A 15,284-nucleotide genomic window follows, 5' to 3' on the forward strand; every position below is an offset into this window, starting at 1 on the left:
AATGAATCCCTTCATCTCAACATTTCTGAGAAGTGCCGTCTCATACTGATCTAGAGACGAAGCTTTGTTGCCTATTGGCTATTACATGCTGCATGCGATTGAACCATTACATATTCAAAAATCCGTGGGGTCATGAGATAACTTATTCAGAAATGAACACATTATTTTTTTCCAAACGGCCACCAACTATCCACTGATGAACCTCATAATTTCCTATCCTATTTGAACAAATCCCAAAATGAGAATGTTGTTTTCTTATAAACCTTATTGTACGCTGCACGTTTTGGATCACGTATCCATCCCATACCCTTTTTGCCATATAGCGGATTGACGGAACTCTTTATCGCACGTTTCACTCGTCCGGTTGTCCTTGCTTTGATCGATCGTTTAATACTTGGTGTACGCATACCGAATTTCATATCATTCAGTCCTTTCGTATTTTGAATAAATATTATATACAATTCATCATACTACTTTGACAATAAAATAGCCTTAATAGTAAAAGAATGACTATCCTTCAAGGTGATTTCAGATTCTTGCGTTGATATTTTTTTACAATGAACCTTCATCGAAAACCAGAGCATCCCATTTCTTTGGAATTGATCAGAATATTCTTCTTGCATATCAATCATTGCCCCATCTTCTTTTTCGTAAATTGTAAAAAAGTCTAAAAACCTGTCGATTATTATTCTCATGTTTCACCCTACTGACCAAACCCTATTACTGAGTACAAACGTTACAGGGGTCGGTTTTGGGACAGTTTGAAGCCGCTCCTTCTAAAATTGTTTTGCTTCTAGCTAGCGTGCTGCAATTTCTGTTATAGTGGTACGATTTACCATTAGGTGTCCAATAAACCGTTCTGGTCCCTTGGGCAGGTTCATTAGTAGTTACGTCGCCATTTCCTGAGAATGAACCACCACTCGAAGGAGTATTTGAAGCAGCTGCTTGCTCTGAAGCAATTCTGTCGGCTTCTGCTTGTTCTGCAGCAATCCTGTCGGCTTCTGCCTGAGCAGCTGCTTGTTCTGCAGCAATCCTGTCAGCTTCTGCCTGAGCGGTTGCTGCTTGTTCTGCAGCAATTCTGTCGGCTTCTGCTTGAGCAGCTGCTTCTTTCTCTGTTATGGAACCCTCTAAGGTAGATAAACGGTTCGTAAAAGTAGAATTTGGAATAACTAAAACTGCTAGAGTTGATTTTGCATTTTCATAAGCTTCTCTAGTTTGGTTTGCTTCTGCTGATGCAATTGCAGCTTCCGCTAATTTTAGATTATCTTCTTCTTGAATGACGCGATTCTCAGCAGCCTTTAAATTATCTTGTAACTCTTGAGACGGCTTGTCTATTTTATCTACAATACTTGTAGCTTTAGTATAATTAGCACGTGACGGTTCTTTGTCTACTAATGCAATAGCAACCGTAGCATTTTTCAATAATATTTCTTTCTCAGATTCTACTTGAGATTGTTTTGCTGTTGTTTCAGAAGCCGAGTTTTCTCCTCCGGAACATCCTGTTAATGTAAAACAGCCGAATAAACCAATCACTGCACCAAGTATTGCAAGTTTCATCTTTTTGGAGTTCGGAGTTTTCTTTAAGAAATACCAAATTCCATACCCGCCAAGAACGAGAACTATGGGTGAGATGATGGGAAATACAGCAATAACAAAAATTGAAGCAACTAATACGCCAAGTACGTTCACAATCTTTTTCATTTTCATTACTCCTTTATTAATTATATATAACAAATATATTACTGTTATAATTACATTTTAATATTAATATATATAAATAGCAATTATACTAAGGAAATTATTTCCCTACGGTGTTAATATAGAAATAGTAATGTAAAGGAGGACAAGTTAATGTCAAAAAAAGGTGGGGACAACCCATTTTTCGGTATGCTAGGGCTTTTACTTGTACCCGCCATTGTTTTTTCTGTGGTGATCAGTAACAATCCGTTAAACAGAAAAATAGAAAATTCGGTAAAAGAAACACAAGTTGCAGTTGAATCAGAAGCTGCATCAGCTGATTTTTTATTTGCGGAATCGACAAATTCATCGGATTCAGAAATACTATTTGAATCGATAAAAGAAGTAGAATCGAAGTCCTCAACAGAACCCGTTAATCAGGATATCAGCCAAGTCGAATCAATAGATCCCTCACTTGAACCATCAAAAGAAATTCCAATTAAACAGGTAAATTCTGCTATTTTAACGGCAGCAGACGTTCCTGCATACACTGGAGCAGATGAAATAATACTGAATGGTGGAAAGAGTACCTTTACAGTAGCAGAGTTACAGTATGACGGTGTAGGATGGGCGGTGTATGGTAATTTAGATGAATGGAATCGTGTGACGACTATGAATGCTATGGTGACGCCTGACATGTATGACACTGGTACAGATGCAGACAGCCGTATATTGCCAAGTGGATGGAAAAAAAGTGGCCAGAATGAAGGGAATCCAGAGCAGCTCAATCGAGGACATCTATTAGCAGATGTGCTGGGCGGAAGTGGAGAAGACTGGCGTAATCTGGTCACTTTGTACCGTAATGCCAATTATCCGACTATGTATTTTGCTGCGGAAGACATTGTGAATACAGCTATTCAGCATGGATCGGTGGTTCGTTATCGTGTAACCCCAATATTTATGGGAGAGGAATTGATGTGTGAAGGCCTGCATATTATGGCGAAAAGTGTAACGGATAATTCCGTTGACCTGAATGTGTATGTATTCAACGAACCGAAGGATGGGATAGATTAAAAAGTAAGATAATAATCAATTTGACTGAAGATTGAATTATTAATCTTGTTGATAAAATCCAAATATCATTATCTATACTTCTCCCCTGTTGAAAGAGAGGCGCAAACGGTAAGCAAAGGATTCCCTGAAGATTACATTCAATGCCATGAATGAGAAAATCAACTTATCTTCCCAAATGCAAAAAATGAGCTGATGTCCCCACCAAAGTAGGCCAACGACTCAATTGCTTTATTAAAGAATATGGCCTGAAAAGAATAATTGTTCACGGCTTACCGCATACACTCCGTAATTCATTGTTCGAAATTGGTGTACCTTACCCAAAAAATAATGGAACGATTAGGCCACTCAGATATTCAAACCGCCATGAATATATATGCCAAAGTGACAAAACACGCTAAAGAAAAAACCGCTGAAGAGTTCGCTCAATATGTGAATTTCTAACATTACGTATTCAATTACGTATTCAAAACAAAAAAACAACCCTTAGAAATGTTGATATGAAGCGATTCATACGACTTTCTAAGGGTTTCATCTTCATCTAGATGGAGACGAGGGGTTTTACCTTTGCGCGTTTATGTAATATCATTCAATACAAATCCCCCCGTATATTATAGTAGAAAACTTGTTAGCTGTTTCATATAGTTTTATACGATTGCTAAAACGGGGTATTTACTAGGGGTATTAATTTAATCACGGGCAATGTTGAAGCTGTACTCTTAATTGAGAGCGGCTTTTTTTGTTTCGCTGTATGAAATAAAATCTCCCCAATCTTTCTTTGGATCGGAGAAATTTTACATGGTATCCCTTGGAATAAAATTGTTACGTAATCATTCCAGTCGTTTGAGTACCCAAAGCGCCTCTGAATTAAATTGATGATGTATGGTAGTTTATCCACCATGATCCTTCTCTTTCTTTTGCATGAATTTGTAAAGGGTCGGTTCCATAACGCAGTGTTTTAGTAAAAAACGAGATTATTTCCCTCTCGATTTTCACTAAAACTTTTTCCGGTTTACAGGTATCCCCCATTTTAAGCGATACGAAATCATCATCGCCCAATATGATGTGGTCCAGGACAGTGATGCCCAACAGTTCACCTGCTTCAGTCAATCTCGCTGTCATCACAAGATCGGCTTCAGACAGTTCAGGATTTCCGCTGGGATGATTATGCCCAACCATAATGCTGGCTGCATTACTGAGTATGGCTACCTTCCAATAATCCGGCAGGTTATCTTGAGCACATTCTTTCTCTTCCAGCAACTCCAGTAATAAAAAATAGAAATCATGAACAACACAATGGCAATATTGCTATTACCTGTAATTTTTTTTGTACTGATCAAAATCCCATATTTCAAGAAATTTTTGAGCCATATCTTCACCATTTTTATATAAAAGTAGACTTTCTTCTTTGGTAATATCAAAATAAGCTGTTTTAATTTCCTTAGTATTATTATTTATTGTTATTGATGTCGGAATTCCAATGGTTCTAGCATAGTCTCCTTTTGAATTAGAAATATGCAATTTATCGTGTGCTTCCATCATTGTGCTAACAAGCGCTTTTAAGTATTTCACAGGATTATCAATATCATCTTTATATCCTTCTGTAATTTTTCTTGGAACTGGCTCATTTAGCTTAAAACCGAATGTCGGCCATTTAGGGTTATGTGTTGTAGTATCATCTAAAAGCCAGATAGGGTAATTGCTTAAAATTCCTCCATCTACAATAATATGTGTCCTGCCATTTTTATCCTTAAGCTTTACAGGTTCAAAAAATATTGGTATCCCTATACTCATTCTTACTGCTTTAGCAATACTAAATTGATCGATATCATCAACAAAATCTTTAAGATCATGTGGAAGTATTAACATTTTTTTATCAGTAATATCTGATGCAACAATCTGTAGCTTATACTTGTATTGTTCTTCAGGATAATCGGTTTGTATTTGCTTAAATGTTGTTATACCCTTCTTTTTTAGTAACTCGTTTAGCCAAGATTCAAAAAAATCTCCTTCATATATACCATACTCAAAAATTATACTAATGCCTTTTCCGATAGGCCCAAAATTATCCACAAATTCCTTATCTTTAAAATCGGTATAATCCAACTTCAGGAGTTCATTCTTTATTTCTTCAGCTTTATAACCTACCGCAAGCAAGGTTGCAACAATTGCCCCTGCTGAAGTTCCAACTAAATTCTCAAATTTATATCCTGCCTTTTCTATCTCTGAAACTGCACCAACCAACCCAATACCTTTTATACCGCCACCTTCAAAAACAGCATCGACTTTTTTTAATTCCATCATGAACACCTCCCTTAATTATATTAATTTAAATATACTAGTGTAATGTATCGTTGACAAATAAGTAAGTTGTTGAGAATGTTCCAATTACCTCAGAAGATGTTGCAAAAACCGCAATCATTTTCAACGGGCCAGTGACAGCACTAACAATATTAGTTCGATTATTTTCTTTTTCTGCATTCTTTTCCTGAAGATTCTCCTTTTCTTCATGTTCTTTTGTCAGATTGATCACAATTAGTCCCCCTTCCTTTAAATTTCTAGAGATAAGAAACATCTTGCCGGAATTTACAGCAAGCGGCGCCCATATCTATCCGCTTACAATTCCAAACAATTCTCAAGTGCGCTAGTATTTTTCATCAAATGTATTAATTCGATTTGTATGTCCAACTTCCCTGATAAGCAAATCGTTCACTGCTTCACACGTTCATTATACGGCGCAGATTTTCTTTTGTAAAAACATCCACCCCATCAGCAAACATTTCATATGTATTACAGCCTTAGATGATCCGGAAGGCAAAAAAAAACGGAAAGACCGTCGTTATAGGCTTTCCGCTTTATCGATTCTATTCTCTTTTTTAAGACATTTCTGTATCCGGCTCAAGAATGCCGTCATACCTACATTCTCCTCAAAAAAATGACCTCATTTATTATACACATGTGCGTATCATATTCAACTGCGGTTTTTTTATCGCATTAGTTGTATTACGTAACCCATAACCACTAATGCTATTCGAATGAATTTCACAAAACATATAGAATCAGGGAGCTATAGCTCTAAAAAAAGCAAACCCCAAAAGAGAAAAATTCTCTTCTAGAGTTTGTGAATGTGGCTCCCGTATTTCAATAGATAAAATGCCTCATCAACACCATTTGACAGAGAGCCCTTAAAGCCCACCAGGCCAAAGAGGGCCATTTTTTTTATGAACCTTCATCTTATCGACCCTATCCGCTGGGTCTCTATTTTCACCGATACCAGCGCAAGGATCCCAACAAACATCTGGAGCATTAGGATCATAATAATCATAAGAGGAAGAACTATAACCGCCACCACGTTCGACAGGAATGATTTCACCCAAGGCATCGACTGTTACATAAGCAGCTTCTGGATCTACTCTCATCGCAAGGGCAACAGATCCCTTCTCAAAAGTGGTAATGGCTTCAATAGGGGTAACAACTAAATAGTAATAATTTTTATCACTCGTCCATTCGTAAATACCCGGCTCAGGCCACTGCTCAGGCCACGCCATAGAGTCAGCGCCAACATCTAAACTATCCCCATTTTCAGAATCACTCATTCGCACATAAGTACCAAGATTTCTGATAATACTTCTTATGGGGCTAATAATTAAAAAGTGATGATTTTTACCACTCCACCAGATATAAGTACCTGGGCCAGGCCACCGCTCAGGCCAATGCAAATACTTAGAATTAAGGACATTACTATTTGTTTCTGGACTTGATTCACTCATATCAAAACCTCCTAACTCATTTATAAATACGCTGGAAAATATATAATTTTAATTTCACATTGATATTAATGTATATTCTTAATTTTTTCCTTTTTATTTTTTTGATTTTTGATTATGAATTTATGTTTTTATAAAATCATATTATTTATTCAATCTGTGACAGGGCCTTTTCTGCTACGCTGAGAGCTGATTCTTGAATTTTTTCCCTCATTGTATCATCCTTGATTACTGCAGCAGATTGAAAAATAGAAATTGCACCATAAAGTTCTGGATTCCAAGGTGGAATACGTATTAAACGTCCATTAACAATAATATAACCTCCCCCATCTGAAGCAACTCCACCAATAGTTTTAGCGGGTCCGGCATTTACCTTATCTATTTTTTGAAGAATACTGTCTAATTTTCGGTCTAATTCTCTCATTTTGAAAACCTCCAACTTCTCTTGATTACGTTTTTAACTCTCTCATCTAATAAAATAGCTACACATAAAAAGTTGATTCTGTATTCATCTCCTTAAATAAACTGTTGGTATTACGACATAGTATATATAATTTAACGTAGATACCAATTTCATTTTCTATACTTATCTTGTAATTCTTCAAAGGTCTTTGAGCTGTTTTCCAATTGCCTTAAAATGCTTGGTGTGATGATATCTTTATTTGGTAATACAGCATATGGCACCCGCGCCCCATCCGTATCATGGGGGTAAACATGTGTTGATTTTTCTATTTCAAGTTGCAACAAACTATTTACAGTGTCTATAATTTTTTTTAAGTCACCTTTTAATTCTTCTAAATCCGCTTTTGTCGCATAGATACTAGTTTCTTCACTACTCATATTTAACACTCCTTAATTATTATGTATATTCCGTCATTTATACCCCTTATATTTATCTTGTAATTTCTCGATATCGTCTATAGCTTTCCCTAGATATCTTATCTTGTCTTCATCATTTTTCTCGCTGCTCAATGTTTGTTTAGCGAATTTTGCGATTTCCTTTGTCTTTAATGTTAGTTTTAAAAAGTCATTCTGATTAGAAAAATCTGAAGGCCCGTATAAAACGTGATTTTTATTGTACAGTACAAAGAAAAATAAGGATGTAAGAAAAGCCGGATAGACAATCAGAAACGATATCAATACCAACTGATTCCTTGAATCATTTATAAAGGGTACAACTAATGTTCCAATTACCTCGGAAGAGGTTGCAAAAACCGCAATCATTTTCAACGGGCCAGTGACAGCACTAACAATATTAGTTCGATTATTTTCTTTTTCTGCATTCTTTTCCTTAAGATTCTCCTTTTCTTCAATTCCACTTGTCTGATTATTCACAATCGATACCCCCTTCTTTAAATCCCAAAAGAATAAGAAATATTTTTGCCAGAATTTACAGCAAGCGCACTTATATGTATCCGATTACAATTTGAATGCCTCTCATTACACTATCGTTCACTACTTAATACTCTAATTATACGGTGAACATTTTCTTTTGTAAAAGCATCCGCTTTCAGAACTAAATGTTACATGCGTGTTACAGCCTTAAATGATCCGGAAGGCAAAAACCAAAGCGGAAAGCCCGTCATTATAGGCTTTCCGCTTTTTCGGTTCTATTCTCTGTTTTAAGCAACTTTTGTAGCCAGCGCAAGAATGCCATCATACCGACATTCTCCTCAAAAAAATGACCTCATTCATGGTCATGCGTACCATAAATGATCCGGAAGGCTCAGTAATTTAGTAAGGTTCAGCCACTAACTGTAAAGGATAGCGACACCCTATAAAAATCCAGTACAATTTTCTTTTGAGAATCGGAAACCTCAGAAAAGTTAGCGTTAATATTCTCATTTTTCAGCAAAAGTTAGCAAAAAATAAGACTGCTCCGCCTTGGGGGTGCGATCCAGCCTTAAACAGATACATATCGTCATACCGAAATACTGATACCTTATTCTGTATTGTTTTTAGTGAGTAGCCCGTCATATCCGCTATATCTTGCTGGGAAAGTGGTACTATCAGCTCCTCGTCTTTCTCATACGGATTGTGGCATAAAATACTGCCATGTAAACTGATATACGGTAACAGCATATACACTAGCCCCAGGTCTGCCGGTCCTAGATCCCTGTATAACTTCCGGGTATTGACGCTATAGACCTTAACAAAATTAGTATTGTTTATCTTGCCTCTTTTGTGTATCTTTTCAGGGATAGCGTAAACCGTTAGGAATTTTACGGTCCAATCCTCACCCTCTAATTCGTGCGGTAGGGATATTAAAAGCTGTAAGTAGGCCGTAATCCATAAATTTACCTATAACGGTTGCCAGGGTCCTTTCTTTTTTAATTCCCAGCTCCTTACACAGCTCCGGTATTGTCATAGGTTCCTTTTCCCTGTTACTGCGGTACATTTCCCCATGTTTATTAGGCTGTATGTAGGTCTGCATGATCATGTAATAACCTAACTCCTTAGCCGAAAACTCCCCGTTGTTACAGATAACCTCAATTACTGCCATATCTGCCGTTGTAAACATCATTCCCTTTGGTCTAGCCGTCCAGGATAATTTTTTCTTGTATCCCTCTGCCTGGTCCCGTGTAACAATGCGGTCCCCTGGTTTCAGTGTATATAGAACTTGTCCCGTTATCTCATCTACAAGATAGTTACCCACTATAAAAACCTCCTCGATAATCTATAGGCTACCTAGTCTGTTCTAGGTCTGCTGTGCCTACGTCCTCCTTTACTTACTCTATAATTAGACTGATTTAGGGAAACTGTGACAGGTTTACCCGTAACTTTCCCGAAAAAATTTCTAAACAGGTGCTTTCCCCCATGATTTTTGACAGTAAAAAAAACTACAAACCCCGTCGTATTAAGGGTTACAAGGATTATACACAGATAATTATCTCTTATTTTTAATAGGCATACTGTTATAGGAAAAAACTGTTAGTACTGTTTAACTGTTAAAAGAAATATATCCCGGGTTCGCTATCGCTCCCGGGGCTCACGCCCACCTCCTTAAAATAATACTTAGATAGATTCCTTTTATTTAGAACGCCCTAGCCATGGTTACTGGTTAAGGTTAAGAGGGATCTTGGCCGTAAGACTGTTTTACCCTCGTTTAAAATAAGAGTTAACCCCTCATTAGTAATTACGGTAGGGGCCGTTAGGCTAGGGAGGGCTGTATCTCTGTTAATAGCAGTTATTACAAGTACTGTTACAAGGTACAACTATATGATAGTTAGGGACTGATAAGAGCTGAGAATAACCCTAAATAGCTCCTTTACACCCAGGAGGTCCCGACCTTGCCTATCCCGTCCTTTTCCCCCTTATCCTCTTATTTCCAGGCATTAACCCGTTGTACCCCCCGGACTTTAAGTGTTGCAGCTGTTCCTTTACCGGTTCCATTAGCTATCCTTTGCGGTTAGAATACGGGTTATAGTTAACGTCTAAGCATCTTTAACTAAATACCTTAAGCAAGGGCTAAGTTGTGCTAGGGTGTTACTTGTCCTAGGGCAACAAAAAAGGGACCCTGTAGGCCCCTAACTGTTACTTATTCTGTTAAGCCATTACTTTGTTATACAGGCTCCCTTACCCAGGATGTCCTACCTTTTACAAAGATTCTACCAAAGAGTAGTTAAACGATAGTTACCGTGCTATTAGCTGTTTGTCATCTTTTTAATTAGTTCCCGCTAGTGCTGATAGGAACACCTTTAGCTCGTGAAGCTCGTTAATAGCACCCTCGCTACGTGCAAGTTCTGTGACATATTCAGAGTATTTCTTTGCAGGCAATTTAGTTGCTAACATACTCTGAAGATTACTTATATTCGCTTGCTCCTCCTTAATACGCTTATTAAGGTGTGCTACTGCTAGTTTTATGGCTTGCTCCAATTCCGTGTCTGGCATGTTTATCTCCCTCTCTAATACGATTTTTTTAGTACCTGTAAAGCGTGTACTGATTATAGGATAAACGTATCTAGCACGTTATCCTATTCTTCCTTATCAATCCCTATATATCGCATGGTAATTTCCTGGGTACTGTGGTTAAGAATACTCTGTAACATTGCTATATCCTTTGTTTGGATAGGTTATACTTCTAAACAACTTTCAAATACGCTCGTACATTTCCTCTCATGTTAATTCGGTTTGTATGTACCATTTTCTTCATAATAAAATCGTTCACTTCTTCACACGTTCATTATACGGCGCACACTTTCCTTTGTAAAAACATCCACCTCATAACAAAAAAACTTGTAAATATCCGTCCGTTTTTGTCCATTTTAATCGATACGAAATCATCATCGCCAAATGGTTACGGGTACTGATAAAAAACAGTACTCACTATTGCTGAAATTTGTAATAGTATGCATGTCTTCACACAGTAATATTTGGAATAGGTGTTCTATTCTTTGGCATTGCTTAGTTCATTCAATAACAGGAAGCGTTAATCCATTCAGAAATGAAGATTTATGCGTATTTTTTGAGATTATCTAAATAAAATAAACTCCAGGAGAGAAATTTCCTTTGAAATCCCTACTCTGAAGTTTGTGAATTTGATTCAGTTAATTTAACAGTGAATATACCCCATCAACAGCATTTGACTGAGAGCAAAAAAACCCTTAGAAAGTCGTATGAATCGCTTCATATCAACATTTCTAAGGGTTTCATCTTCATCTAGATGGAGACGAGGGGTTGTTACCTAGTGGCTATTGCGTACTTAATATGGCGCTACATAGCTTATATTATATAGAAGAAAACTAAAAATAATTAATAGAATTGAATGCTATTGATACATTACATGGTCAATTACATAGTCAAAAATCCGTAGGGTTATGGGTGTAACTTATTCAGAAATGGATAGGTTATTTTTTTCGCACCAGGTCAGCAGCAGCCTTGCTGATTCTATTTAAATAAATTCCAAAATGAGAACGTTGCTTTATTATATATTTTATTGTAGGCTGCACGTTTTGGATCACGTATCCACCCCAAACAATAATATAATTGCTATTTAAAATAGGAATACATTCTAAAAAAATAAAGTAATTACATCTATTAAAACTTTATAGTGCATGTAACATCTCCTATGATAAATTATTTTACCCTTTCTTTTTACTCTCTCTATATTCTTCCCAAACTCTATCCATGTAATGTTTTATAGGAATTGACCTCCCTCTATCGTAGTCACCAACAAATAGATAACTATACTTCCCCATACCTTCTTTCAATAGTAAATCATGTAAATATTCATCTCTTAATAATTGATTTTTCATATACGAAAATTCTGGATCGCTTAATATAATTTTTTTTAATTCCTCTTTGTCTGCTTCTTTGTTCTTTCTTTCTTCTTTTTCTTTAAGTGCAAATTCAGCAAAATATTTTTCTTCTATTTCTGAATGTTTTGTATCTTTATCTGGAATACTCATTTCTTCAATCCAAGAATCTAATAAAGATATTTTAGTTATTGTTCCATTGAGTAACATGAAGAGAGTTAATGAATATGGTTTTGAAAAATCAATCTTATTAATTTCTTTGTTATGTTTTTTTATTTCTACATTGATACCATCAGAAAATTCATCATAGGTATCTATAGGTATTATGTATTCGTTTTTATCATAGTATGAATAAGAATAGTACACATACTCAACTTTTAATTCTTTAGCTAAACTTATAAAGTCTTCAACATTATCAATTGATAAACTAATAAAATTTGAAGCTTTGTATTCATCTACTTTCAATAATTTAATTTTATTTTTATAAGTATTAACTAATTCGTTACTATTTATAATTGGCATTCTTCAATCCCCCTTACTCATTTTGGTATAAACTAAATTTTTTATCAGCAATTTCCATAATTCTTTTATTACTCTTGGTGTAGCTTTTCTGGTCGTCACTTAGTTCTTCACCTGCTTTTAGCGTAAGAAATATACCTTTTTCGATTTCGTTAGGCTCTGTAATCTCTAATACATTTTCATATTTAACAGTTTGTGCATCTTTCGCAAAAAACGGTGTGATAGATTTAAATTTTTTCAGACTATTTAAGAGGATGTTATCACCTCTATAAATATTCATTCTTTTATCTACATCAGTACTCATATCATCTATAATAAAAATAAAACCATTAACTGAGGAAATCTTCTTTAATTCCATGTAATACCGCCTCCAAATATATCCTATAGCATTCTTAAGAAATCATCTTCCCCTTATTTGCTCTATATCTGCAACTCGTTAAATAGTTCTGAAATCGCCTTAGAATGCTTTAGAATTAACGTTTTTAAGTTAAAATGAACTCTTAATAATTTATTTTATAACACATAACTTAAAAATTCTTCTACAGACATAATTTCAATATCCTTGCCACCCTCTTTAAGTTCATAAGCTTGTTTCAATTTACCGCCTGCTGCATTCGGTGAAGTTTGCTCTCCTGATACCAAAATATCTAAATTTTTAACGATACTTTTTTTTACATTAGCACCTTTGCTTTCCGCTAAATTTTCAGCTTCTTCTTTACTTTCAAATGGTGCAATATGCCCAGTAAAACAAATATTTTTCTCAAATAATATATGAGTTTCATCTATTAATCCATGATTAATTAGTTCTGCATTGTATTTGCGTGATTTACTGCTAGATTTAGTTTTTACAAAACCGTTCCCAAATACTTTGCCAGTTTTATATAGATGTCTATCCGTAAACCCATTAATTGAACCGTCATAATATTTTAATTCATCCTCAAATATTAAAGCACATATACGAGCATCTTCTAAAGCATTATGATGATCAAATCCTTTTATTCCGATTGCCCTGCTAACACTTTTTAAAGTGTAATTTTTTAAGTTATACGTTTTCTTTGCAATTTTCATAGAGCATATATATTCATTTTCTATTTTTGGAAGATCGTATTTTTCAATAGCTTTTCTTAAATACCTCATATCATTTTGAGCAGTATGTGCAACTAAAAATGATTCGCCTATAAAATTCATGATTTCAGGAAAAATATCTTTAAAATTCTTTTCTTTTTGTACGTTTGGTTCATAAATTCCATTGATATGAGAATTCATAAAGTAAAATGGCTCTTCAGGATTAATTAATGAATAAAACGTTTCAATTTCTTTTCCATTTGAATACTTAACCATACCAATCGAACAAATCGCCTCATCAGTATTAGCGGTTTCAAAATCAATCGCAACATAGTCCATAATATTCTCCTTTGAATAGATTATTTTCTCCACATAAACATTTATTACGTTACCCCTTATCACTTTGCGTAAACCCAATATATAATTACATATTGTTGATATATGAAGTATACATCTAAACAGAGAATAATATAACTAATAACTCTATTCATATAAAAAAGCTACTCACACCGATTGCGGCACGAGTAACTTTCATTTTCCTAGTGACCCATGTTTTTAAGAATTTTAGCCACAAGTGAATATCTGATTTGAAAAGCTTGTCCATTTCGGATTGACGAAAAACTATGCAGCAGCCGTATTCACCTACGCAAAAAAATTAGGCATTATCAACGCTAACCCAATGGATAACGTGACAATGCCTAAAAAATTTGCAGCTGTTGGTGAGGAAAAAGAACTTAATTTCTACTCAAAAGATGAATTACAACAGTTCTTTGAAGGTGTCCAGAAAGATGCGGATAGAATCCACTCAATGAAATGGCTTGCCCTATTCCGTGTGCTTGCCTTTACTGGGATGCGAAAAGTGGAACTGCTATCCCTTACCTGGAATGACATAGATTTCAGCAATGAGACGGTATCCATCAACAAAACACTTTCGAGGGGTCTTAACAATAGGTTACTCGTCCAAACTCCAAAAACAAGTGCCAGTAGGCGTACGATCGTTTTAGATAAGGTCACCTTGTCTATATTAAAAGAGTGGCGTAAACATCAAGCAATGGACTATCTGAAGCTTGGATTCAATACCATGAATTCCACTCAATTAATATTCCCTAACACAAAAAACGAGTATATGTCACCTACTAAACCAGGTCAAAAATTAACCAGTCTGATTAAGGAATATGATCTAAAGACAATTTCCATCCATGGCTTTAGGCATACTCATGTTTCGCTGCTACTTGAATCCGGTGCTACCATCAAAGCGGTACAGGAAAGAGTTGGTCATTCAGATATTCAAACCACCATGAATATTTATGCCAAAGTGACAAAACACGCTAAAGAAAAAACCGCTGAAGAGTTCGCTCAATATGTGAATTTCTAGCATTACATGGTCAATTACATGGTCAAAGCAAAAAAACAACCCCTAGAAAGTTATATGAATCGCTTCATATCAACATTTCTAAGGGTTTCATCTTCATCTAGATGGAGACGAGGGGAGTCGAACCCCTGTCCAAGCATATCGGCACTTCCAAATCTACGCTCATAGTTAAGCAATTGGAATTCGCCTTGAACTAGCCGCTTAACAGGCATCATTTTTGGCTAATCTGATTAATCTCTTCTGATTCCTCCAGATGGAAGGTCACAGCGTATCCCACATCATTGAGACCCTTACCTGAGTACATGGGCGATACCAGGAGGATCTTAGCTAGCTACAATTAAGCAGCGAAAGCTAAAGTATTGTTTTGTGTTTTGTCAGTTGTTTTAACTGTAACGTTTTAACGTAGCCGTAACCTACGAAGCGCATTGAAAGCTCGACCTATACCTGTCGAATCCGTAACGCCCCCGATATGGGAGTACAGAATTACAGATGTGTACTGTAAATCATATTATACGACATCCTGAGGAAATTGCAAGCATTCTGCACAAAATATTTTGG

17 protein-coding genes and 1 other RNA gene are annotated in these 15,284 nt (G+C 35.8%); 2 read left to right on the forward strand and 16 right to left on the reverse strand.

Going from position 1 to position 15,284, the window contains the following annotated elements:
- Positions 1-218: 218 nt before the first annotated feature.
- The 3 genes from BM101_RS01555 to BM101_RS01565 are packed head-to-tail and all read right to left on the reverse strand — an operon-like array spanning position 219 to position 1,701.
- On the reverse strand, positions 219-419 hold the full coding sequence (locus BM101_RS01555; protein WP_087030937.1) for a hypothetical protein: 201 nt from the start codon (positions 417-419) through the stop codon (positions 219-221).
- A 51-nt stretch (positions 420-470) separates the two neighbouring features.
- Positions 471-695, reverse strand: coding sequence for a hypothetical protein (locus BM101_RS01560; protein ID WP_087030226.1), 225 nt, complete (start codon positions 693-695; stop codon positions 471-473).
- Positions 696-720: 25 nt separating this feature from the next.
- Entirely contained in the window at positions 721-1,701 is a 981-nt protein-coding gene (locus BM101_RS01565) for a hypothetical protein (RefSeq protein WP_087030223.1), read from the reverse strand.
- Between the two features lie 150 nt (positions 1,702-1,851).
- Here BM101_RS01565 and BM101_RS01570 point away from each other — a divergent pair, with 150 nt between their 5' ends.
- Complete coding sequence (locus BM101_RS01570; protein WP_087030220.1) at positions 1,852-2,751, forward strand: DNA/RNA non-specific endonuclease; 900 nt, start codon at positions 1,852-1,854, stop codon at positions 2,749-2,751.
- Between the two features lie 864 nt (positions 2,752-3,615).
- On the opposite strand, the gene BM101_RS14470 is transcribed toward BM101_RS01570, so the two are convergent.
- The 12 genes from BM101_RS14470 to BM101_RS01640 form a co-directional block, all read right to left on the reverse strand.
- Positions 3,616-4,008 (reverse strand): JAB domain-containing protein, encoded by a 393-nt coding sequence (locus tag BM101_RS14470; RefSeq protein ID WP_281251086.1) that lies wholly within the window; start codon positions 4,006-4,008, stop codon positions 3,616-3,618.
- A gap of 51 nt (positions 4,009-4,059) precedes the next feature.
- Positions 4,060-5,052 (reverse strand): patatin-like phospholipase family protein, encoded by a 993-nt coding sequence (locus BM101_RS01580; RefSeq protein ID WP_218149858.1) that lies wholly within the window; start codon positions 5,050-5,052, stop codon positions 4,060-4,062.
- Between the two features lie 34 nt (positions 5,053-5,086).
- Positions 5,087-5,281 carry a hypothetical protein gene (locus BM101_RS01585; RefSeq protein WP_087030210.1) on the reverse strand — a complete coding sequence of 65 codons (195 nt, stop codon included), beginning with the start codon at positions 5,279-5,281 and terminating at the stop codon, positions 5,087-5,089.
- 652 nt (positions 5,282-5,933) lie between these two features.
- Entirely contained in the window at positions 5,934-6,518 is a 585-nt protein-coding gene (locus BM101_RS01590; RefSeq protein WP_087030207.1) for a hypothetical protein, read from the reverse strand.
- 145 nt (positions 6,519-6,663) lie between these two features.
- Entirely contained in the window at positions 6,664-6,939 is a 276-nt protein-coding gene (locus tag BM101_RS01595; protein ID WP_087030205.1) for a hypothetical protein, read from the reverse strand.
- A gap of 149 nt (positions 6,940-7,088) precedes the next feature.
- Positions 7,089-7,355, reverse strand: coding sequence for a hypothetical protein (locus tag BM101_RS01600; RefSeq protein WP_087030202.1), 267 nt, complete (start codon positions 7,353-7,355; stop codon positions 7,089-7,091).
- 33 nt (positions 7,356-7,388) lie between these two features.
- Positions 7,389-7,850, reverse strand: a complete 462-nt coding sequence (locus BM101_RS01605; RefSeq protein ID WP_087030200.1) for a hypothetical protein — start codon at positions 7,848-7,850, stop codon at positions 7,389-7,391.
- Positions 7,851-8,751: 901 nt separating this feature from the next.
- Positions 8,752-9,171, reverse strand: coding sequence for a hypothetical protein (locus tag BM101_RS01615; protein ID WP_087030194.1), 420 nt, complete (start codon positions 9,169-9,171; stop codon positions 8,752-8,754).
- A 1,007-nt stretch (positions 9,172-10,178) separates the two neighbouring features.
- Positions 10,179-10,406, reverse strand: coding sequence for a hypothetical protein (locus tag BM101_RS01620; protein WP_087030192.1), 228 nt, complete (start codon positions 10,404-10,406; stop codon positions 10,179-10,181).
- Between the two features lie 1,190 nt (positions 10,407-11,596).
- Positions 11,597-12,292 (reverse strand): hypothetical protein, encoded by a 696-nt coding sequence (locus BM101_RS01630; RefSeq protein ID WP_087030189.1) that lies wholly within the window; start codon positions 12,290-12,292, stop codon positions 11,597-11,599.
- 13 nt (positions 12,293-12,305) lie between these two features.
- On the reverse strand, positions 12,306-12,647 hold the full coding sequence (locus tag BM101_RS01635; protein ID WP_087030187.1) for a hypothetical protein: 342 nt from the start codon (positions 12,645-12,647) through the stop codon (positions 12,306-12,308).
- A gap of 155 nt (positions 12,648-12,802) precedes the next feature.
- Positions 12,803-13,693 carry an exonuclease domain-containing protein gene (locus BM101_RS01640; RefSeq protein WP_087030184.1) on the reverse strand — a complete coding sequence of 297 codons (891 nt, stop codon included), beginning with the start codon at positions 13,691-13,693 and terminating at the stop codon, positions 12,803-12,805.
- Between the two features lie 355 nt (positions 13,694-14,048).
- Here BM101_RS01640 and BM101_RS01645 point away from each other — a divergent pair, with 355 nt between their 5' ends.
- A complete protein-coding gene (locus BM101_RS01645) occupies positions 14,049-14,729 on the forward strand; it encodes a site-specific integrase (RefSeq protein ID WP_218149859.1) in 681 nt (226 codons plus the stop codon).
- A 99-nt stretch (positions 14,730-14,828) separates the two neighbouring features.
- On the opposite strand, the gene ssrA is transcribed toward BM101_RS01645, so the two are convergent.
- Positions 14,829-15,192, reverse strand: a transfer-messenger RNA (tmRNA) gene (gene ssrA, locus BM101_RS01650).
- Positions 15,193-15,284: the final 92 nt, after the last annotated feature.

This window comes from Trichococcus palustris (assembly GCF_900114465.1).
GTDB lineage: Bacteria > Bacillota > Bacilli > Lactobacillales > Aerococcaceae > Trichococcus > Trichococcus palustris.